At 62.1% G+C, this 22647-nt stretch carries 16 protein-coding genes; 14 read left to right on the forward strand and 2 right to left on the reverse strand.

Translation table 11 applies throughout. The features are described from left to right. The first annotated feature begins 143 nt into the window (after positions 1–143). The 3 genes from AC1DT6_RS19295 (at position 144) to AC1DT6_RS19305 (ending at position 2922) form a co-directional block, all read left to right on the forward strand. A complete protein-coding gene (locus AC1DT6_RS19295; RefSeq protein WP_477101815.1) occupies positions 144–770 on the forward strand; it encodes a TetR/AcrR family transcriptional regulator in 627 nt (208 codons plus the stop codon). Between the two features lie 92 nt (positions 771–862). Beyond that, positions 863–2257, forward strand: a complete 1395-nt coding sequence (locus tag AC1DT6_RS19300; protein ID WP_441634338.1) for a carotenoid oxygenase family protein — start codon at positions 863–865, stop codon at positions 2255–2257. 92 nt (positions 2258–2349) lie between these two features. Then, positions 2350–2922: a hypothetical protein gene (locus AC1DT6_RS19305; RefSeq protein WP_441634340.1), complete on the forward strand. Its 573-nt coding sequence runs from the start codon at positions 2350–2352 to the stop codon at positions 2920–2922. A 181-nt stretch (positions 2923–3103) separates the two neighbouring features. Here the strand turns inward: AC1DT6_RS19305 and AC1DT6_RS19310 are convergent, their stop codons facing one another. Next, entirely contained in the window at positions 3104–6145 is a 3042-nt protein-coding gene (locus tag AC1DT6_RS19310; protein WP_441634342.1) for an ATP-binding protein, read from the reverse strand. Positions 6146–6176: 31 nt separating this feature from the next. Then, positions 6177–6842 carry a response regulator gene (locus tag AC1DT6_RS19315; RefSeq protein ID WP_441634383.1) on the reverse strand — a complete coding sequence of 222 codons (666 nt, stop codon included), beginning with the start codon at positions 6840–6842 and terminating at the stop codon, positions 6177–6179. Positions 6843–7269: 427 nt separating this feature from the next. On the opposite strand from AC1DT6_RS19315, the gene AC1DT6_RS19320 reads away from it, so the two are divergent. The 11 genes from AC1DT6_RS19320 to AC1DT6_RS19370 all read left to right on the forward strand — a co-directional run bounded on the left by AC1DT6_RS19320 (position 7270) and on the right by AC1DT6_RS19370 (position 22576). Next, on the forward strand, positions 7270–8457 hold the full coding sequence (locus AC1DT6_RS19320) for an EAL domain-containing response regulator (protein ID WP_441634344.1): 1188 nt from the start codon (positions 7270–7272) through the stop codon (positions 8455–8457). Positions 8458–8980: 523 nt separating this feature from the next. Continuing rightward, a complete protein-coding gene (locus AC1DT6_RS19325) occupies positions 8981–9631 on the forward strand; it encodes a response regulator (protein ID WP_441634346.1) in 651 nt (216 codons plus the stop codon). A 229-nt stretch (positions 9632–9860) separates the two neighbouring features. Continuing rightward, positions 9861–10412: a fimbrial protein gene (locus AC1DT6_RS19330; RefSeq protein WP_441634348.1), complete on the forward strand. Its 552-nt coding sequence runs from the start codon at positions 9861–9863 to the stop codon at positions 10410–10412. Positions 10413–10524: 112 nt separating this feature from the next. Beyond that, positions 10525–11301: a fimbria/pilus periplasmic chaperone gene (locus tag AC1DT6_RS19335; protein WP_441634350.1), complete on the forward strand. Its 777-nt coding sequence runs from the start codon at positions 10525–10527 to the stop codon at positions 11299–11301. A gap of 180 nt (positions 11302–11481) precedes the next feature. Further along, on the forward strand, positions 11482–14097 hold the full coding sequence (locus tag AC1DT6_RS19340) for a fimbria/pilus outer membrane usher protein (RefSeq protein ID WP_477111146.1): 2616 nt from the start codon (positions 11482–11484) through the stop codon (positions 14095–14097). Between the two features lie 733 nt (positions 14098–14830). Further along, positions 14831–15430, forward strand: a complete 600-nt coding sequence (locus AC1DT6_RS19345) for a fimbrial protein (protein WP_441634354.1) — start codon at positions 14831–14833, stop codon at positions 15428–15430. An 82-nt stretch (positions 15431–15512) separates the two neighbouring features. Continuing rightward, complete coding sequence (locus AC1DT6_RS19350) at positions 15513–16625, forward strand: fimbrial protein (protein ID WP_441634356.1); 1113 nt, start codon at positions 15513–15515, stop codon at positions 16623–16625. Positions 16626–16709: 84 nt separating this feature from the next. After that, positions 16710–17741 (forward strand): fimbrial protein, encoded by a 1032-nt coding sequence (locus AC1DT6_RS19355; RefSeq protein ID WP_441634358.1) that lies wholly within the window; start codon positions 16710–16712, stop codon positions 17739–17741. Between the two features lie 87 nt (positions 17742–17828). Continuing rightward, on the forward strand, positions 17829–18194 hold the full coding sequence (locus AC1DT6_RS19360) for a hypothetical protein (RefSeq protein ID WP_441634360.1): 366 nt from the start codon (positions 17829–17831) through the stop codon (positions 18192–18194). Positions 18195–18621: 427 nt separating this feature from the next. After that, a complete protein-coding gene (locus AC1DT6_RS19365; RefSeq protein WP_441634362.1) occupies positions 18622–20307 on the forward strand; it encodes a ShlB/FhaC/HecB family hemolysin secretion/activation protein in 1686 nt (561 codons plus the stop codon). 157 nt (positions 20308–20464) lie between these two features. Beyond that, a complete protein-coding gene (locus AC1DT6_RS19370; RefSeq protein ID WP_477114815.1) occupies positions 20465–22576 on the forward strand; it encodes a two-partner secretion domain-containing protein in 2112 nt (703 codons plus the stop codon). The last annotated feature ends 71 nt before the right edge of the window (positions 22577–22647 follow it).

The raw sequence follows: 22647 nt of genomic DNA on the forward strand, positions 1-22647 counted from the left end.
GCGAACAATGGTGCGCCGATGTCTCCTGCAAAAGCTTTCCTTGACAATTTACATCGTAAATATACACTGTAAAACATCATCGCCAGACCATCTGACGATATGCCTCAAAAGGCATACGACATCCATCGCAGCACAACTGACAAATGGCAAAGAACCTTACCCAGGATGAAATCGAAACCTTCAAGGCGCGCCTGTGCGCGGTGGCCGAACGCCGCTTTGCCGAAGGCGGCGTAGCCAGCGTGAGCATGCGCCAGCTCGCCGAGGAAATGGGCTGCAGCCCGATGACGCCCTACCGCTACTTCAAGGACAAGGAAGACATCCTGGCGGCCGTGCGCACGGCGGCGTTCGACCGCTTCGCCGCCGCGCTGGAAGCCGCCGGCGCCAGCGTCGGCGAGCCGCGCGAGCGGGCGCGCGCGGTGGGCGAGGCCTACCTCGCCTTTGCCTTTGCCGAGCCCAACGCCTACCGGCTCATGTTCGACATGACGCAGCCGGGCGGCGACCGCTATCCCGAGCTGGAACGCGCCGGCTCCCGCGCGCACCGCACCATGAGCGCGCACCTGGAGACCATGGTGGAGCGCGGCCTGATCCACGGCGACCCGCAGGTGCTGAGCTATGTGATCTGGGCCTCGATCCACGGCCTGGTGATGCTGCACCTGGCCGGCAAGCTGCCCGGCGGGCCCGGTTTCCGGGCCATCCATGCCGAGATGATGCGGCTGCTGGCGCAAGGCATGCGCGCGCCCATCCCCGAAACCGGCGTCGAAAACGAATAAGCGAATAACGCAACAAGTAACGAAGCCAGCAACGAACCCGGCCCCCCGGCTACGCTGGAGCCAACCCCGCAGCAGACAACAAGGAGCACGAGATGAGCCAGCCGTTCCCGTCATCCCCCTATCTCAGCGGCAACTTCGCCCCCATCCTGATGGAGTGCGACGCGCCCGATCTGCCGGTGCTGGGCGAGCTGCCGCGCGCGCTGCGCGGCACGCTCTACCGCAACGGCCCGAACCCGCAATACGCGCCGCGCGACGCGCAGTACCACTGGTTTATCGGCGATGGCATGGTGCACGCCTTCCACATCGAGAATGGCCGCGCGCGCTACCGCAACCGCTGGGTGCGCACCAACAAATTCCAGCGCGAGCAGGCTGCCGGTCATGCGCTGTTCGGCAGCTGGGGCAACCCCGCCACCACCGACCCTTCGGTGCTTGGCCAGAACGACGGCGTGGCCAACACCAATATCCTCTGGCACGCTGGCCGGCTGCTGGCGCTGGAAGAAGCCGACCCGCCGGTCGAAATGGACAGCGAGAGCCTGGCCACGCGCGGCGACGTCGACTACGGCGGCAAGCTCAAGGGCGCCATGACCGCGCACCCCAAGGTGGACCCGGTCACCGGCGAGATGGTGTTCTTCGCCTATTCCGTCGATGGCCCTTTCACGCCCGGCATGCGCTACGGCGTGGTGGACCGCAACGGCCAGTTGCAGCGCCTCGAACGCTTCGAAGCGCCGTTCCCCAGCATGGTCCACGATTTCATGGTGACGCAGAACCATGTGCTGTTTCCCATCCTGCCGCTCACCGGCAGCATGGACCGCGCCATGCGCGGCGAGCCGGCCTATGCGTGGGAGCCGGAGAAGGGTTCGCACATCGGCATCATGCCGCGCAACGGCGGCACCGCGCAGATGCGCTGGTTCCGCGGCGCCGCCTGCTATGTGTTCCACGTCATGAACGCCTGGGAAGCCGGCAACAAGATCATCGCCGACGTGATGCAGTACGAGAGCGCGCCCCTGTTCAATCCGGGCGCCAATGGCGAAGGTGCGCGCCTGTGCCGCTGGACCTTTGACATGGCCGGGAAGTCCGACAGTTTCACGCGCGAGTACCTGGACGACATGCCGGGGGAATTCCCTCGCTTCGATGAGCGCTTCGCCACGCTGCCCTACCGTCACGGCTACTTCGCGTTCCGCCAGCACGAGAGCAGCGCGCGCGGCAGCTATGACAGCCTGGCGCACATCGACCTGCGCAGCGGCAAGCGCGCGGTCCATGTGCTGCCGCAAGGCGACGCCATCTCCGAGCCGGTGTTCGTGCCGCGCGCGGCCGACAGYGCCGAAGGCGACGGCTGGCTGCTGGCCACGGTCTACCGCGGCGCGCAGGCGCGCAGCGACCTGGTGGTGCTGGACGCCGGCGCGGTGGCCGACGGCCCGATCGCCACGGTACAGCTTTCGCACCGCGTGCCATTCGGCTTCCACGGCAACTGGCACGGCGCGGACTGAGCCGGCGCCTTGGCGCTTCTTTGCCTCACTGTTCATTCACGCAAGACGGCACGACACGCATCGTGCCGCATCACGACACCAAGGAGACCAGCATGGGAATGCTGACCGGCTTTGCCCCCTTCATCGCCTTCTTCATCGCCATGCGGCTGGCATCCCCGCTGGCTGGCCTGGCCTCGGCCTGCGCGGTCTCGCTGTTCATGTGCCTGCGCATGTGGCGGCGCGGCGAATCGCTAAAGGTGCTGGAAATAGGGAGCCTTGCCTTGTTCGCACTGCTGCTGCTCTATACCTTCATGGCGTCGCCCCAATGGACAGTGGCCACGGTGCGGCTCGCGGTGGATGCCGGCCTGTTTGCCATCGTGGCGATCTCGCTGGCGATCGGACGCCCGTTCACGCTGCAATATGCGCGCGAGCGCGTGCCACAGGAATACTGGAATGCGCCGCGCTTCCTGGCGGTGAACCGCCACATCACGCTGGCGTGGGCCGTCGCGCTGGCGATCATGGTGGCCGCCGACGCGTCGGCGGAATATGTCAGCGCGATCCCGTTGTGGATCGACATCGCGGCCACCGTGGCCGCCTTCGCCGGCGCCGTGATCTTTACCGTGCGCTACCCGGCGGCGGTACGGCGCGCGGCGGAGGCCGCCGCGGCGGGGCAGACACGGGCGTAGGAACAAGCGCTAGCTTCGGATTCCGTCGTGCCGGGCAAAACCGTTGGCTTCGCTTCCCGTGGCTCCTGGCCAGACCGCCCCTCACTCCAACCCTCTCCCCATGAGGGGAGAGGGCGTGAAGGCCTTCGTCATCGCGGGCGGCTTTGGCGCATCCTGGCCGCTTCGTTCGGTGCGTTGTGCATCAGGTTTCCTGACTTCCGGCTTTCAAGGCGCCCAGCCCGTCTTCTATCTCCTGCTGGAATGCTGGCCATAGCACCTGGAAGCTATCGAGTCCCTCGCTGCGAACCACTTGCCGCATGCCGTTACAGAGTTCTGCCAGGGTCGCATTTCCCACCAGTGCGAAGCCACCGCTCAGCGAGTGCAGTGCATTGAGGACTGCGCCGGCGTCGCCCGCATGCAAGGCATCCGCAATCGCCGCCGTTGCCTCCCGCGTAGCGGAATGCATCGCCTCGCACACCTGCGGGGTGATCGGCAATTCCGCCGGCGTCTTGTCGCTATCCGGTTCTCTTCTAGGGCTTCTACCGGCACGCGCCCGCAGGACACGCTCCAGCACCGCGAGCGGCAAAGGCTTGTTCAGCACGGTGGAAATGGACGCTTCCAGACGGCGAGCCGCGTCTTCCGGCATGCTATGCGCGCTCATCGCTACAACCGGCAAGCCTGGGTACTGCTGCCGGATGGCAGATGCCAGTGCATAGCCATCCATCACCGGCATGCCGATGTCCGTCAGCACGATGTCATATTGACTGTGCGCAAGCGTCTCCAGTGCCTTCGCGCCATGTTCGACAATCGTCGCGTCAAAGCCGAGCTGTTCGAGCTGGTCGGCCAGCATGGCACGGGTTGCCGGGTGGTCTTCCGCGACAAGCACCCGGATGGGCGGCTCGCCGGCATCGGACTCCACCGCACTTGCGGCATCCGATGCCTTGGCCGACGTTGCGCCGCCGTCCTGTGACCCGTGCGAAGGCGCCTCCGTCCGTTGCAATGGCCACCTGACCGTGAACGTGGTGCCCCGCCCCGGCGTGGTGTCGACGGAAATATGGCCTTGCACTGCCTCCACGATGCGCCGGCACAGCGGCAGCCCGAGGCCAGTACCTCCGTAACGTCTGTGGATAGAGCTGTCAGCCTGCGTATAGAGCGCAAACAGCGTTGGTACAACGGCCGGATCCATCCCGATACCGGTATCCGCAATCTCGAATTGCACTTCGGATACCTCGTTGTCTTGCACGAAGCCGGCGCGAATTGCCACATGGCCTGATTCCGTAAACTTGATCGCGTTGCTGACCAGGTTGGCGATCACTTGCCGGATCCGGGTCGGATCGCCGAGGAAGTGGCCGGCGGCGCCCGGCGCGATTTCGCAAGTCAGCGCCAGGCCCTTGGCCTCCGCCAGCGGCGCGAACGTGTCGCGCACGTCTTGCAGCAACTGGTCGCAACGGAAAGGAATGGATTCGAAGGTCAGCTGCCCCGCTTCGACCTTGGAAACGTCCAGCACGTCATTGATGATGCGAAGCAGCGAAGCGGACGAAGACTCGACAATCTCCAGCCTACGCCGCTGGCCGGCAGGCAACGGTGAGCGCCCCATCAGTTCCAGGCTGCCGATCATCGCATTCAGCGGCGTACGGATCTCGTGGCTCATGGTGGCAAGGAACGTGGATTTCGCCTTGTTGGCCTGGTCGGCCGCCTGGCGCGCCTCCCTGAGCTTCTGCTCCGTTTTCTTCTGCGCGCTGATGTCAAGCAGCGCGCAAAGCACTGCCGCTTCCCCTCGATACTTGACATGGGTGAAATTCACCAGCAGATGCGTCAAGGCCTGTGTGTCCGCCCCAAGGGTCAACTCCTGGCCAATCAACGGCCGGATCCGGTTTGGACGCTCTTCCGACGCACGGCGATAGAGTTCCCACAGCCGCTGGTTCAGCGGCGGCGCGCTGACCTGCTCGGCATATCGGGCCATCACGTTGTTGTCCACGATCACGCGGCCATCGCCATGCGCAAGCAGGCTAAGGCCCACGGGCGCCGTATGGATCAGCGCGCGGTTGAGCTTCTGGCTCTCCTTCAGGCGCACTGCGCGCTCGTAGGCCGGCATGAGGATCTTGCGGCGATAGATGGCAATGCGGATCCACAGCAACAGCCATCCCACCACGGCAAGGGCGCCGATCGTCAGCAGGCGATACTTGAGGCCGGCCAGGATTGCGTAAGGGCTATAAGCGTAAATGAGGGTCCAGTCCGTCCCCGGAATGCGCTCACTGACCTTGAAGATGCCATCCCTGAAGGTCTGTTGCACGCCCGGCCGCGCCGCAGCGACATGCGCGGCTGCCACACGGTTGATGAAGGCGCTCCGATCGCCGTCGGGCGTCAACAGTACCTTGCCGCGCCGGTCGAGAATGGCGAACTCGCCCCCATGGAACGGATTCTGCAGGCCATTCAGGAACCGGCCCGGACGCCTGCTGGCAACGACGATGCCGAGCGGCCTGCGATCGCTGTCGAACAGGAACTGTGCGAAGCGGACCATCAGCTCACCCGATAGCGGATCAAATTGCGGCGCCATCCAGACCACGTCCGCCGGCGCGGCTTCGGGATGCGCTACAGCAGCCTGCGTGAGGCTGACGACGTCCGGCCAGGCCTCCCTGAACAACCGGAGCGCATCGGGCAGCCGTGACGACGGTACAGCGTAGCCGCTTCCCGACCGGAGCAGCGTAGCCAGGAAATCCCCCTGTACTGAATAGAAATAGGTGTTCGCGGAAAGCTCGGGAGTCCGCGTCAGCACGATACTGGACTTGAGCTGTTTCTCCACCATTGCCAGCAGTGGCAGGAAGCTCGATGCTGGCCGGACGTCGGTGACCTCGGTGGCCACGGCATAGATGCGGCGGCCCGAATCCTGGCTGATCCACAGTTGACCGTTATGCGAAAGGTACTGTTCGCGCAAGGCTGCCGACGGTTGCCCCTGGCTATCCCACACGCCTTCTGCATAGCCCGTGCCCCGCTTCAGGACCGCGCCGGCCCCTGTCATGCTGACAAGGAGCCTGGATTCCTGCGTCAGAAAGCTGGCGCGTGCGGCCGCATTGTAGTCACTGGCCGCCATCCACACGGCCAACACCGAGCACAGCAGGATAAAAGCCGATAATGCGGCACCACCTCCGTACAGCAGGGCAAGCTGACGCCGCTTCATCAACTCGGGATTGAAGTCGCGGCGGCTGCGCATGCTGCGGTGCCTGACAAGGCGTTTCAGTTTCATGGCGAAATTGACATCACGTGGCGCGCTCGCATCACGCTTGCTCCGGGCCGTCTTCCGGCTCCTGCTGCGTTTCGTTGCCGGCGTAACGGATCAGGTCCGCATCGCGCGTGACCCCAAGCTTTTTCATGGCCGCGACCTTCTGCGCGCTGATGGTCTGCTTGCTGCGATGCAGTTGGGCGGCGATCTCGCCCACTTTGTAGCCCGCGCGGAACAATCTCACGATTTCCGCCTCGCGGACACTCAGCTTGCGAGTACCGTCCGGGGACTCCTGATCTTCGAGCAAGGACACAACGGTGGGCGACAAGTACTGCCCACCGGTATGGGCGGCATGCACAGCGGTGACGATATGCGCCATTGCATCGGATTTGCTCAGGATGCAAGTCACGCCAAGCTTCTGGATGGCACGCAGCACCGCGGGATCATCCACCATGGTGATGGTCACGATGCGGACCTCGGGATACCGCCGCAGGATCATCGAGATAAGTGCCTGTCCGTCGCCGTACTTGCCATCCGGCATGACATAGTCGAGAACCAGGACGTCGCACTGCTGCTGACTCAGGGCGTCAATCAGCTCCGTGGAACTTGAGGCTGTCCCCGCCACCTGGATTCCGCTGACCCCCTGCAGCGAATGGGCAATGCCAAGCAACGTGACAGGGTGGTCGTCCGCGACCACGACACGCAAATGAAAGTCATCCATCGAGCCCACGCTTGTAGAAAGTTGCACAAGACCCCCGGGGTGCGAATGGCAAATAGCGCAAGCTCACCACAAACAACAGTTGTCAGGCCGCACAGCGGCAGCGCTTAAATCCAACACAAAATGATACTTATAGATCACTATTAGTCCGCCGATGTGCGAATAGGGTCATACCAATGGTATCCGATCCCCGTCAATGGCCACTTCCTCGCGACGAGGGGTAAGGTTAGCGCTTCGCTCGTTCATTCATTCGGTAAGTAAGTACCTAGTCACCCCCTCAATTCAGACTCGTCCTATTCTGAAATGCCGGCCATCCTCGTATCCTGTCGGTATGAAAGGATCTCTCAATTCCCTCGCGCTTCATCAAGCCCAGGTTCATGGCAACCCAATGCACGGTTGTGGCGCACGCACCCACGCCAGGCCTTGCGGTATGGGCGGCGCGAGCCGTCATCGCATCCTGGTCGTGGAAGAGAGTCCGCAGCACCTTTCCGCCACGATGCAAATGTTCGCCTGCCAGGGCCGGCATCATGTCGAAGGCTACATTGACGGAGCCAAAGCCTTGCAGCGCCTGGGCGAGTGCGCCTTCGACCTGATTGTCACCGGCCTCAATGTAGCCGGCGTCGACGGCATCCAGATCATCCAGAGCCTGCCTACGTCGCCGTTCGCACCGGCCCTGGTGGTCACCAGTGCCGCATCGGAGCCGATACTGGTCGGCGCCCGCAAGGTCGCCGAATCGCGGGGCATAGCGGTGATGGCTACGTTGCCGAAGCCGCTCGCCCAGGATGCCGTGAATGCAGCCCTCGACACATATATCGGGAGTGTCAAGCATGCACATCCCGTCCGTTCCGGCAACATCCCGGATTTTCAGCGCGATACCCTGATCTCCGCGATGGAAAACGGCGAAATGCAGGCCTGGTTCCAGCCAAAATACGCGCTGGCCGAAAACCTGGGCCACGCCGCGGAGGCGTTGGTGCGTTGGGAGCATCCGGAATTCGGGCTGCTGCTGCCCGGCGCCTTCATGCCCGACATTGAGCGTGAAGGGCTTGAGGCCCACCTGCTGCAAACCATGCTGGCACAGACACTCGCCGCACAAAGGCAGTGGAGCGCATCCGGCCACGATATTGCCGTCTCCGTGAACCTCACGACAAAGCTGCTCGACGACCCGGATCTTCCCGATCGATTGCACGCGCAGGTGAAAGCATGCAACGGCAACCCGCGTCTTATCGGTTTCGAGTTGACCGAAGACACCATGGAAGCGCAGGAAAGCAACTACTACGCTGGCGCATGCAGACTGCGCATGCACGGCTTTGGCCTGGCGCAGGATGATTTCAGCAGCGGTTTCAGTTCGTTCTACAGACTGGTGGCGACGCCCTTCACGGAACTGAAGCTGGATCGGTCCATGGTGAAAGACGCCATCATGATCGATGCCTTTCGTGCCGCCCTTTCGAGCGTAGTGCGGCTTGGACGCGAAATGGGCCTGACCGTCGTCGCCGAAGGCGTGGAAACCGAAGCCGAACTGCGCATTGTCCAGGAGGCCGGCTGTCACAGAGCCCAGGGCTTTCTGATATCGCCCGCGATCCGGCAGGATGCAATAGTCCGCTTCTTCTCCGCAGGCTGATGGCCGCCCGCCGTCCTGTCGTCCTGCGCCACTTTGCAATTTGACCTGAAGCGGATCGCCGTGATTCGCGACGAAACATGGTGTGGCCCCTCTCTCAGCGCCTTCGCTTTCGCATAGGCAACCGCGCTCCCCTGCCCCCCTTCCCCGCCCCCGGGCACGAGGCTCTGCGGCATGCGCCGCCCCCCCCAGCAGGCGAGCTCGGCGCACCCTCATTGACATGGCAAGTGGCGTGTCCCAAGCCCCCAAATGCTCCCGCTTCGACCTTGATCCGCTCCTGTTTCCCGCGAGCTCGCGCCGGCATCGCCGGGCATGCCTGCGCGGCCTGCCCAGGCTGGGATGCCGCAAGATCCAAAGTGTGAACAATTCTTAAAATTAGGACTCGTCCTATTAAGTAGCGTGAATTTCGTACTTGTCCCATATTTTTGGGATCGAAAATCGGACATCATATACATATTGCAAGCCCACCCACCTACACCGTTACAGGGGATGACTATTTAATCTGCAGAAAGGCGCCAAGGTTAATATGCGTAAATTTAATATAAGCGTTGTTCTGGCTGACGACACTCCATTGATGCTGAGTGGCCTGAAATGCGCGCTGAATTCAATTTCGAAGATATCCATCTTGGCTTCGTGTGAAACGTCGCAAGAACTATTTAATACACTATCCGACATCCAGTGTGATGTTGTTATTACGAATTACGCGATTCGCGGAAGCGAATCTGGCGATGGGCTGGCTTACCTCTCTCGTCTTCGGCGTCTTCACCCAAATGTGAAAATTGTCGTCCTGACGAGCTACAAGCAGCCCGCCATTATCAAGTCTGTATTGTCCCTTGGCGTCTCCGCAATTGTAGGGTGGCAAGACGATGCAGCAGAGATAATCACCGCAATTCTTGTCAGTTCATCTGGCGGCGAATATGTTTCTTCGCAGATCCGTGCGGCGTTATCTTGTTTTGAGTCCGATATCGAACAATCGCAACCGCTTTCTCCCCGCGAATCGGAGGTGATGCGCCTCTATATCTCCGGGATGACCGTCGGTGAAATCGCAGCCCTGCTCAAGAAGGGCAAGCAGACAATAAGCTGCCAGAAGATGAGCGCCATGCGAAAGCTCGGAATAAAGAGCAATGTCGATCTCATCAGATATGGCATTGACAGCAGTGTCGGCCAGCAGCATTGATGAATCGTAGTCGCAGAAGCCAATCATCATCTTCTGGCTGACTTCCCTGATACGGGGTCGCCCACGGTACCGGCTGTGAGCCACTCTGTACCGAGGCACGTCTCATAACAGAGTGCGTAGTCTCGACCATGCCTGAATGCAAAGCCATTCACTCGCAGCACCGCTGACTGGCTCCGCATATCAAGCGTTATTTGCAACCATTTTTTGCAACCTCCGAAAGGAAACCTAAATGAAAACGAAAATCCTGGCAATCACCCTGGCAACCGCTGGCCTGATGACCGCAGCCGGTTCGGCGCAAGCTGCCGATGGCACGATCAACTTCACCGGCAGCGTGATCGCTTCCACCTGCAAGATCAATGGCGGCACCAACGACCTGACCGTGGCGCTGCCGCGCGTGGGTACCAACACCCTGTCCAAGGCGGGCGCCACTGCCGGCCGTACGCCGTTCGTCCTCACGCTGACGGGCTGCAGCGTCGCCAAGGATGCACCCACCAAGGTCTCGGTTTCCTTCGAACCCGGCACGACCGTCAACGCCGACACGGGCCGTCTGAAGCTGCAAGGTACCGACGCCGCTACCAACGTGGAAATCGGCCTGCTGAACGATCAGTCCGCGCCGATCAAGGTGGGTGCAGCCAGCGCCGACCAGAACTCGCAGGTCGTGAACATCGATTCCACCAGCGGTGGCGCGAAGATGAGCTACGCCGCCGAATACACGGCGACCGGCGTGTCGACGGCGGGTACCGCGAACTCGTTCGTGCAATACACCCTGATGTATCCCTAAGCGCGAAGACGGATCCCTGATTTCCGGGGATTGATCGTACCAGCTTTGCAAGCCGCCCGACCCGAACGGGTCGGCGGCTTGCGACAGGAGGTATAACTCAAAGGACAGTCATATGAGACACAGCATTCCGAAGTTACTGACGGCGATGGCGATTGCGTCCGCATCGATTGTTTCCGCATCGATTGCGACATCGGCCAATGCCACGGTCGTCGTGTCTGGAACCCGCCTGATCTTTCCCGCGGAAGAGCGGGAGATGACCATCAAGCTCACGAACGATGGCAAGCTCCCTTCGCTGGTTCAGGCCTGGATCGATAAGGGAAACGGCAATGAAAATGAAACGCCGGACAAGATCGATGTGCCGTTCACGCTCACACCGACCATGTTCCGGGTCGAGCCAGGCAAAGGCCAGACCCTGCGTGTGATCCATACCAACGAGCCGATGGCGACTGACAAGGAAACGCTGTTTTGGCTCAACGTACTGGACGTTCCCCCGAAACCGAGCGCCGAAGATGAGCGCAACCTGCTCCAGGTCGCCTTTCGCACACGGATCAAACTGATGTACCGGCCGACCGGCTTGCCCGGCAAAGCCGAGGAAGCCCCCGCCCAGCTCAAATGGCAGCTCACCAGGGGCGCAAGCGATCAGCAGTATGTCTTGAAAACCGTCAACCCAACCCCTTATGTCGTCAGCCTCGGCAGCGTCCAGTTGAAGATGGGTGGGAAGACACTCGATGCCGGCATGGGCCATGTGCTGCCCGGCGCGTCGCAGACCTTCCCGGTCAAGGGGCTGGAATCGATGCCCACCACGGAAGCGACAGTCGAGTTCAGCAGCATCGACGATTGGGGCGGCAGCAGGAATGCCCAAATGCCCGTCGTCACCGACCTCCGGTAGTAGCCTGGCCGGTCAGCACGTCATCACCAGCCCCACTGCTGGGGCACCAGAAATCTCTCACAAGTAGCCGTTGCGCATCCGTGTGCCACGTACGCATGTCGGGCGGCAAGATCGGACCCTAGCTCTGATGTCGTGGTCCGATCCATGATCGCCTGAAGTTTTCCTCCCGGAGTGTTTTGTATGCCGCCGATTCAGCGTCCGAATTCCGATATTGGTCACATGCCGCAGCTGCGGCCAATATGCGCGTTGCTGCTGACCAGCCTGGCCGGCTGGCAGAGCAACGCGCACGCGGACGGCGGAACTCCGGAGGCGCTGCAGGTCGCGCAAGTCGAGTTCGAGGGCGGCTTTCTCAACAACAGCGCCGGCACCGTTGACCTGTCGAAGTTCCAGCGCGCCAATGTCGTCCAGCCGGGCACGTACAGTGTCGACCTCTATGTCGAGCAGAACTGGGTGGGGCGCGCGAGCGTTCCGTTCAAGGCCGTGCCCGGTACGGCGGATGCCCAGCCTTGCTTCAACGAAGCGCTGCTGAAGCAGGCCGGTGTCAATCTCGGCAAGTTGCCTCACCATGTGAAGGTCTCGCTCGCCGAGCCCGATGCATGCATTCGTCTCGGGCAAGCCATTCCGGACGCGAGCACCAGTTTCGATTTCAGCGAACAACGGCTCACGCTCAGCATTCCGCAGGTTTCGCTCGTGCGTAACCCGCGCGGGTACGTGAGCCCGGATCAATGGGATCAGGGCGTTCCCGTCGGGATGCTCGGCTACAACCTCAACGTCTACAGCACCAAGAACCAGGGCAGCAACACCCAGACACAGGGATATCTCGGCCTGAACACAGGCATCAACCTGGGGCCCTGGCATTTCCGTCACGACGGGTCGTACAACTGGGATGACAAAGGACGCCAGAAGTACCAGAACGTTGCAACCTATGTGCAGCGGAGTCTGCCGTCGCTGTCGTCGCAGCTCGTCATCGGCGAATCCTATACCTCGGGCGAGCTGTTCGATTCCACCCAGTTCCGCGGGGTGCGCGTCTACTCGGACGACCGGATGCTGCCGGATTCGTTGCGCGGCTACGCGCCGGTCGTGCGCGGCGTGGCCAAGAGCAACGCGCGGGTCACGATTTCGCAGAACGGCGTCAAGCTCTACGAAACCACGGTCGCACCGGGCGCGTTCGAAATCGACGATCTTTACCCGACCGGGTACGGCGGCGACCTGAACGTTTCCGTCACGGAAGCGGACGGCGTCGTGCATTCGTTCTCCGTGCCGTACGCGGCGGTGCCGCTTTCGCTGCGTCCCGGCACCAACCGCTACAGCGTGGTGGCGGGAACGGTGCGCAATCAGCAGAGCTCGAAGAATCCCCTCTTCACCCAGGCCACCTGGCAGCGCGGCTTCACCAACCTGCTGACCGGCTATGGCGGTATCACCGTGGCCGAAGGCTACGTGTCCGTGATGGGCGGCGGCGTGCTGAACACCTCGTTCGGCGCAATGGGGGCCGACATCACGCAGGCACGCACCTTGATTCCGGGCGTGAAGCGGTTCGACGGCTCCAGTGTGCGGGTGAGCTATGCGAAGAACGTGGTGCAAACCGGCACCAACGTTTCGATTGCGGCTTACCGCTATTCGACAGCCGGGTATTTCGGCCTCAATGACGCCATGCTCGCACGCGAGCAGGCCGAACGCGGCAACTCGATCGACACGGTATGGCGGCAGCGCAATCGCGCATCGCTGACGCTCAACCAGCGCCTAGGCGAGCGCGGCGGTAACCTCAGCGCGACCGCCTCCACGGCAACGTACTGGAACCGCAGCGGTTCGGACGTGAATTATTCGGTGGGCTACAGCAATGCCTACAAGAATATTTCCTACAGCGTTTCGGCAACGCGCCAGCGCAGCCCGAGCGGCGGCATGAGCACGCAGTACTACGTCGGCGTGACGATTCCGCTGGGCCGCAAGACCCCCGTGACGGTGTCGGGCAACATGGTGCACGACAGCAACGGGAGAACCCAGCTGCAATCGTCGCTCTCCGGTTCGGCCGGCCTGGACAACAATTTCTCCTACGGCCTGAACGCCAATCACTCGTCCGGAGACGGCAGCTCGACGACCAATGGCGGCGCCAACGTGATGTATCGCGCGCCGGTCGCCGAGCTCAGCGCCAGTGTCAGCGGCGGCGCGGATTACCAGCAGGCCTCCGTGTCGGCGCGCGGCGCCATGGTCGCGCATAGCGGCGGGATCACGCTGTCGCAGCCGCTGTCGGAGACGTTCGCGATCATCGAAGCGCCGGAAGCGGCCGGTGCGCGCGTGACCAATGCATCGGGCGTGCGGGTGGACAGCCGGGGCTACGCGATCGTGCCGTACCTCACGCCGTTCAATATGAACATGATCGAGCTGGATCCGAAGGGCTTGTCGACCGACGTCGAGCTCAAGGAGACCAGCCAGCGCGTAGCGCCGCTGGCGGGATCCGTCCCGCTGCTGAAATTTGCCACGGAGTCCGGGCGTTCCGCCCTGATCCGGTCCCGGCGGCCGGACGGCTCGCCGCTGCCCTTTGGCGCAACCGTGCTCAACGAGCAAGGGAAAGAGGTCGGCTCGGTCGGCCAGATGGGCAAGATCTTCGCGCGCGGCCTGGAGTCGCAGGGCGAGCTGACCGTCAAATGGGGCAAGGACAAATCGGCGGTGTGCCATGTCCCCTACAAGCTGCCGGAGCGGAAGAAGCAGAAGGGGCTGCAGCCGCTGCAGCGCATCGATGCGGCATGCGCGGACGGAGCAGAAAAGCCGTCCTATGCGGTGAACCGGCCGAATCGCTAAGAAAGAGGTTTGGATGTGCAGGACGCTGCGCGATGTGGGGGCTACGCGCGCAGCGAGATCTTAGGGATCCATCAATATTCAAAGACATACGATATCGACCCTGATGAATTGGTGGAATTGGCCTCGCTGGGCCGCATCTGCATTTGATGCAGCGCGAAAAAATTAAATTAGCAATTAAAAAACCAATTGCGAAATACAAACAACATATCACGTTGGAACAGCGATGAAAAATCTTACCAGCTATATCAATAAACATATCAATAGCCATATCAATATACCGATCTTGCGTCGGTATTTGATGGCATGCCTTGGCACCCTGACGCTAGGTGCGACACTTCTGCCAAACTCCGCGCACGCCGCCTCCTGCAGGACAAACCCCTCTGGCTACCTGATCCGTCCCTCCTATCCAAGTTCCATCAGTACTTCGCGAGATGCTGTCGTCCCGGGCATTTTGCTGCCGTCAAGTGCAATGGGAGCGGAAATAACTGGCTGGTTTAAGGGTTGTACCGTAGATACGCTAACGTCGACGCCCCTGGGAATTTTGGTCCCCGGCGTTACGTTCCGAAAGGGGGAATTCACCTATCCCGTTTATGAAACGGGAATTCCCGGCATCGGCTACGCAATGGAGGCGATCCGAGGCAATTGGGCGCCTCTGTCTAATTTAAGGCCCGTAGGCCCGGGACCTACGGTACTCCTTCCAAACGTCATTACGGAAACGGATCCCACTCACAGAGTGTACCTGGTCGCGACCGGTTCGCTTGTCACCGGCACCTACAGCGTTCCTTCGCAAAGGATAGCGCAATTGCGGGCGACGACCCAAGGGGTCCCAGTCGACTTCGACCCTCCGTTGTACGCACAGTTGGGGCCGCTGAATATCAATGTGACGGCACGGGCGTGCGCTGTGACCTCCGGCGCGAACAATGCTGTCACGATGCCCACCTTGCTGGTACATAGCCTGAAAACGGTCGGCGCCGTGTCGGATGCATCGGCCTCTTTCTCCATCGCGGTGAAATGCGACGCCAACCTGGGGTTGTACGCGACGGTCACTGATGCCTCCGATCCTACCAATACCAGCAATACGCTGACGTTAGCCAGCAATTCCACCGCATCCGGCGTGGGCATTCAGATGTTTCGGTCGGGCAAGACGACGCCGCTGTTGTTCGGCCCGGATTCGTCGAAAAAGGGAAACACCAACCAATGGTTCATCGGCAACGCGTCGGCTTCGGGCAGCACCTTCACCATTCCCATGGTTGCCAAGTATGTGAAGACCCTTCCGGTCATCAAGCCTGGCTCGGTCAGCGCGCGCAGCACGATTACGTTCTCGTATCAGTAGTGCAAACCAGATTTCGAAAGAGATGCGATGGATTTTTCGGCCGCACAGGCGGCCCGCACGGTGAGATGGAAACATGCACCCGATGACGTATTCCGATGTTCGGCTGGCATTGGAATACTTTGGTGGATCCACCGCGCATCTGGCAAAGGGATTTATTATGCTATTTAAAATGACTTCGCGCGCTCTAATCCTGGGCGTCATGTTTTTTTCTGAATCAGCGTTTGCTGATTGTTGGATCTCTACACCGACCAGTCAGGCACAGGCAAAACTTCCGCCCTCGCTCAGCACTGTTCGAGATTCGGTAGCCTCGGGGATTCAGTTTCCGTCATCGACTGCCGGATACGCCGGTCACAGTGTCAGCAGAACCAGCGATTGCAATTTCGATGAAATCATCGTAACGCCGCTCGGGAAAGTGGTTCCGGGTGCGACGTTTAAAGGCGAGAGGGGCAGCGCTGCTGTATTTGAAACCGGAATTCCCGGAATAGGTTATGCACTGGAAACGAAAAATGCCAACACGCCTTATGACCCTATTGGATCTGGGCCAACTGTACTTCCACCCGGCCCCCCCGGCTCTGGCGCTTGGGGTTACTACCACCGGGTGACTCTCGTCGTAACTGGTGCTATCGAAACGGGAACCTATAGTGTCCCGGCTAAAAACATCCTGACCATCAGCGCCATGCTGGGTGGAGCTGTCGTATCGAATACGCCGGCGGCAAGTATGGCCGCATTGAGCATTGCCGTTACGGCAAGAACATGCAAGATCACGTCCGGCGCGACCAACACGGTCGTTATGCCGCAGTTGGTGACGTATAGCCTGAAAGCGGTAGGCGATGTCTCTGCCGCCAAATCGACGCCGTTTTCGTTGGGACTCCAATGCGATGCGAACCTCAGTGTCTATGCAACGTTGACGGATGCGACCAATCCCGCGAATACCGGCAATGTCCTTAGCCTTGCAAAGAATTCGACGGCATCTGGCTTGGGTATTCAAATCATGAAGCAAGGCACGACCAGTCCATTGAATTTTGGGCCGGATTCATCGGCCAAAGGCAATACCAATCAGTGGCTGGTCGGTAAATCCGGGACATCCGCTAGTGTCATCAAGGTGCCCTTCGAAGCGCGCTATATCAAGACGGAAGAGACGATCAAGCCGGGTACCGTGAGTGCGCTCAGCACGATTACGTTCTCGTACCAGTAGCGCCAGCCGATTGCCTCGCACTTCATGCCATGCCCGGCCGCCCTCCCGGCTGGCCGTTAGCAAAACGTCATAAGGAGAATCAAGATGCCACGACAGCAACGCGTTGTTCAGAAGAGCGCCGTGCGGTGTCGCCGGGCAATACTTGGAATTGGCTGCACCGCAGCGTTTGCCCTTCCTGTTTCGGAGGCACTGGCGAGCTGCACGCTCGTCACCAGGGCCGGACCTGTCGAGTATCTCGAGGTCAGGCTCCCCGCCTGGTCGCCCTCCTCGTTTGACCCCACGGTTCCAGACGGGACGGTTCTTTTTTCCGAAGAGGGGACGGCAACCGGGCCCAGTGGCGACCTTAACTGTACATCCCTGATTGGCACGGTCAAATACGAGGGAAAAGGGGCTCCAGGGGCCTTTAATACTTATGCCACCGGTATTCCCGGTGTCGGTGTGCGCATCCAAGGAGGATGGCCCGGATGGTGGCCGCAACAGCCCTATTTCCCAAAGAACGCGAGCACGTTCGTGGGAGGCGGGGAGTTCAAGGTGGAACTGGTCAAGACCGGCCCGATCACGGTGGCCGGGTCAATGTCGGGGGAAATCGGCACGACTACCGCGGCCGATCACGGCTTCGTCGTCCGGCGTGTCTTCATCAACGGTTCGCTCCCCATCAGGCCGCAAATCCCCGCATGCAGGGTGATGACGCCGTCCATCTCGGTGCCGCTCGGCCAGATTCCGATCCGCGCGTTCAAGGGCGTTGGCACGACCACCGACGCGCAGCCGTTCGAGATTCGGCTGCAGTGCTCAGGGGGGACTCAAGGAACGTCCACGCGGATGTATTTCACGATGACGGACGGCACCAACTGGTCGAACCGAAGCAACCTGCTGTCCCTGTCGCGTGACTCCAAAGCAACGGGCGTCGGCATTCAGGTGCTGCGCGGCACCGATAACAGCCTGGTCAGTTATGGCCCCGACTCCTCACAGAGCAACAATCCGAACCAGTGGTTCATCGGGCAGTTCGGCAATGTCCCGGTGACGATCCCGTTCAAGGCGCGCTACATCCAGACCGCCTCTACTGTGACACCCGGAGAGGCAAAAGGCTACGCCACGTTCACGATGAGCTACCAGTAATTGCGCGGCAGGCGGGCACGCTGCCGCGCCCTCCCGATTTCCGATTTCCGGTTCGCAACAACTTCACAACGACTTAAGGACTTTCAGATGCATTCGTCGAACACATGGCAGTTGTGGCAGCTCGCATCGAAGGGCAGCGGGTACTGCGCGCTGGCTACCGCGTCCCTGGCAAGCCTGCCGCCACAAATGCAGGCAATGGCGCAAGGCATAGCGGCCAGCCTCGTGCCGCGCGACCGCTACTCCGCCCTCAAGACCGCGCTTTTGGTCCATGTCACATTGGAGCTAAGAGATGAAGAACGCCCCGAAGCTGAACGCAGTGCCGTCGGCCGCGCGTTGCACTATCTGTACGCGCCCTGGAGTTCGCGAGTGCCCAAGTATCGCCATGTCGACTACACCAATCCCGTTGGCTATCGAAAGTCCGTGGCACAGGGATCGGCTGGCAGGCCCGCTTGATCCGTCTGGTTGCGCAGCTTCAACAGTTTATTGCGACAGCGGTCGACAGATGGCGCTCCGGCGACGCCACTGGTGGCGATCGCGCGCGTGGCCGTCCCGGCAGCCGTGCCCCGGCCCTCTGCAACCTGGCTTCATCAGATCGGCGGAGTCGTTCCCGGCGGCCCCATCGAGCTGCCCGCCAGACGCCGACGACGAAATGCTCGTCTTCGTCTTCGTCCTACATTGCATCGCATTTTCTAACTTGTCCGATTGTGTTCTCTTCCTAGGACACTCAGAATATTCCTGCTTCGCTTACGACAGCAGCGACACAACACACAAGACACAGCGACTGCCACCGGGCCCACCAAGCGGCTTCGGCATCGGCGGCTGGCATTTCCGCAACAGATCCGCGTCCATGTTCCAGACATGGACGCGCAGCATTGGCAGCATGACATCCTTCCGTAAGATCGGCGGCGCAGCAGCACTGCTCCTGCTTCAGATCTCTCCCGGCATCGCACAGTCCCTGACACCGCACGCGGCGGCCGAGACCAGCGAAGCGACACGCCGACAGGCGCAGCAGGTCGACGAGGCGCTCACACGCGCCGCGGCCGCGGCGCCCGTCCTGTCCGGTGGCGAGACTTCCCCGCACGCGATACTCGCCTTTCCCGCCGAGTCGCCGTGCTTCGGCATCTCGCGCCTTGAATGGAAGAACGCCGAGGCGTTCGCATGGCTCGTGCGCGCCGTGCAGGTGCAGGACGTGTGCATCGGATCCGAAGGGATCACGCGCCTGCGCGACCATCTGCGCTACCAGCTTATCGAGCGCGGCTACCTCACCACGCAAGTGCTGATTGGCCAGCAAGACGTGCGCACCGGCACGCTGGTGATCGAACTCGTGCCCGGCCGCATCGGCAGCATCGCCGAAACCGGCGACGCCCCGGGCCGCCGCCAGGCGGCGATGCCGATGGCCGAAGGCGATGTGCTCAACCTGCGCGATCTCGACCAGACACTGGAGAACATCCGCACCGTGGCCGGCGACGCATCGGTACGGATGGAGCTATCGCCCGGCAAGGAATTTGGCCAGACCGATCTCGCCATTCACCATGCGCCCGAGGTGCGCCGCTGGCGGGCCATCGTCACCGCCGACAACTCCGGCATCGACGCGACCGGCAAGAACCAGCTCGGCGGCGTACTGGTGGTGGATTCACCCCTGGGACTGTACGACCAGCTCATCGCTACCTACAACAATGACGCGCACTTCGGCAACCATGCCGTCGGCTCCCGCTCGATGGGCCTGCAATGGACGGTGCCGTATGGATATGGCTCCTTCTGGCTGGGCGCGAACCAGTACGATTTCCTGCAGACGGTGGCCACGAATGCCGGCGGCCTGCCCTACACGGGCCGCACGCGCACGTTCGAGGTGGGCGCCAGCCGCGTGGCTTACCGTACCGGCACGATGAAGGGCACGGTGCGCGCCAAGCTGTCGCGGCGATCGGACGATGTCTGGCTCAGCGATTGGCCGATCGGTGTGCAGACGCGCGACATCACCGGCTACACCCTCAGCTACTCCCACTATCAACGCTTGAGCCGCATGACGTTCACTGGCGGGCTCGGCCTGCGCGGGAGCATTCCCGCGTGGTCGGCCAACAGCGGCTATGTGAGCGGAAGAACGCAATGGAACGGCCGCTACAGCATCCTCAGCGCCAACGCGAGCGTCGACGCGCCCTTCTCTCTCGGCGGGCAGCGCCTGGGCTATCGCGCCAGCGTGAATGCGCAGGCCGCGCCGAATGCGATTCCAGCAACCGAAATGCTTTCGATCGGCAGCCGGTATACCGTGCGCGGCTTCGATGGCTCGCGCACCCTGGTGGGGCAAAGCGGATGGGTGCTGCGCAATGAAATCGCGGTGGCGATCGGGCGCACCGGGCAGGAAGCCTATATCGCGGCCGACACGGGCGCCGTGGGCGGCAGCGTGACGCGCGAACTGGCCGGGCGAACACTCGTTGGCGCCGCGCTCGGGGTCCGGGGCGCATACGGCAGGCTCGGCTACGACGTGTCGGTCGGCAAGCCGGTGGCCAAGCCCGCCGGGTTCGAGGCCGCCCGGACGACCGTGGCCGTGCAGATATCCATCACGCTCTGAATCCCGCATTGAAATTGATCCACAACCTGAAGGAGGAAGCCAACCACAGCCATCACTGAATCTCCCAAGCCCTGACCCGGCATGCCTGCACCGAACCCGGCACGGATCTCCGTATGCCGGTGGCTGCCGTCTCTCCTTACTTACCATGGTCCAAACGATGAAAAAGACATCCATGATTACCCGCGCGCCCCGCTGCAGCACCCTGCTGCGCGCTCTGTTGCTGGCCGCCCCCGCGCTGCACGCCTCCGTCGCTTCCGCGCAGATCAGCGCTGCGCCCGGCGGTCCGGCTATCGGCTCGACGTCCAACGGCGTACCGCTCGTGCAGATCAACGCGCCGAACGCCGCCGGCGTATCGCACAACCAGTTCCAGAACTACAACGTGGGCGCCAATGGCCTGGTGCTCAACAACAGCGCCAACGGCGCCGCCACGCAGATCGGCGGCAATGTCGCGGGCAATGCCGCACTCGCCAATGGCGCCGCCGGCGTCATCCTGAACGAGGTGGTCGGCAACTCCCGCACCATGCTGAACGGCACGACGGAAATTGCCGGGCAGCGCGCCGCGCTGATCGTCGCCAACCCGAACGGCATCTCCGTCGATGGCGGCAGCGTGCTGAACGCCTCCCGCGTCACGCTGACCACGGGCACGCCGACGCTCACCAGCGGCGGCTCCGTGTCCGGCTTCACGGTGGCCGGCGGCGACATCGCCATCACCGGCAGGGGGTTCGATGCCAGCACGGTGGACAAGGTCGACCTGCTGTCGCGCTCCATGAAGATCGACGCGGCGGTCCGTGCCAAGGACCTGATCCGCGCCGTGGCGGGCCGCAACGATATCGCCTATGACGGCGACCGTATCGATGCCGAGCAAACCAAGGGGACCGATCACGTGCCCGTGCACGCGATCGACGTGGCCGCGCTCGGCGGCATGTACGCGAACGCCATTTCGCTGCGCAGCACCGAAGGTGGCGCCGGCGTGAACATCGCCGGCAAGGTGCAGGCGCTCACGGGCGACCTGAAGATCGAGAAGACCGGCCTGATCATCACGACGGCGGATCAGGGCGGTGGGAAGGTCAGCGACGACAAGGCCGGCGGCGAAACGGTCGGCACCGAAGTCGCGCCTGGCTTCGTCGTAGCCGAGAAGGCCACCGAGGACAAGATCAGCGTACGGGCCGGCGCGCAACTGCTGGCGGCGGGCGCCACCGATATCCGCTCGAACAGCGTGAACAATGCCGGCGCAATCAGCGGCAAATCCGGCGTCAAGTTCAAGTCGGCGGTGTTGTCCAATGACGGGACCATCTCGTCGGACGGTGACATCACGCTGAACACGGCCACGTTGCAGAACACGAAGACCATCAAGGCCGGCGGCGCGCTGTCGGCCGATACTTCCACCATGGGCAATGGCGCTGGCGGCACGATGGAATCGGAGCGGGACCTTTCGGTAAAGGCGGCAACCCTGATTAACGATGGCGTGATCCGCTCCAACACCGGGAACCTCAACGTAGATGGCACAGCCACCAATAACAAGGGTACGCTCGCCAGCGTGACCGGCACCACCAAGGTGAAGGCGACCACGTTTACGAACTCCGGCAAGATCACCGCGAGCCAGAATCTTTCGGTCAATACAACGACCGGCAGGAACGAAGGCACGCTGTCCAGCGAGCACGGCAACGTTGACGTCTCCAGCCTCACGTTCGCCAACGTGGACCGCTTGTCCGCCAAGGAAGGCAAGGTGAAGGTGCAGTCGATGATCTATTCCAACTCCGGGACCATTGAGCAGGCCCCGCTGGTGGCGCAGGTCAAGCCCACGGAGCCGGCCAAGCCCGTGGAACCAGCGAAGCCGGTAGAGCAGGCCAAGCCCRTTGAGCCGACCAAGCCGGTAGAGCAGGCCAAGCCCGTTGAGCCGACCAAGCCGGTGGAGCAGGCCAAGCCCGTTGAGCCGACCAAGCCGGTGGAGCAGGTCAAGCCCGTTGAACCGGCCAAGCCGGTGGAGCAGGCCAAGCCCGTTGAACCGGCCAAGCCGGTGGAGCAGGCCAAGCCCGTTGCACCGACCAAGCCGGTAGAGCAGGCCAAGCCCGTTGAGCCGGCCAAGCCCGTGCAGCAAGCCAAGCCCGTGCAGGTCTGGCCCGGGCAGCAGGCCTGGCAGGCGCAGCAGGTCTGGCCGATGCAGCAGGTCTGGCCCGTGCAGCAGACCTGGGCCGTGCAGGCGCCCGTAGTCAACCCCTGGTGGCAAACGATGTACACCGGCTGGAATATGAATAGGGGCTGGTACTGAAGCGCTGAAGACATCCGGCCGCATTGTGCGGCCTGAATGAGCCAAGGCGAGGCGGGCGCCTTCCCGGCGCC

It is taken from the genome of Cupriavidus sp. 01L45 (assembly GCF_056399885.1).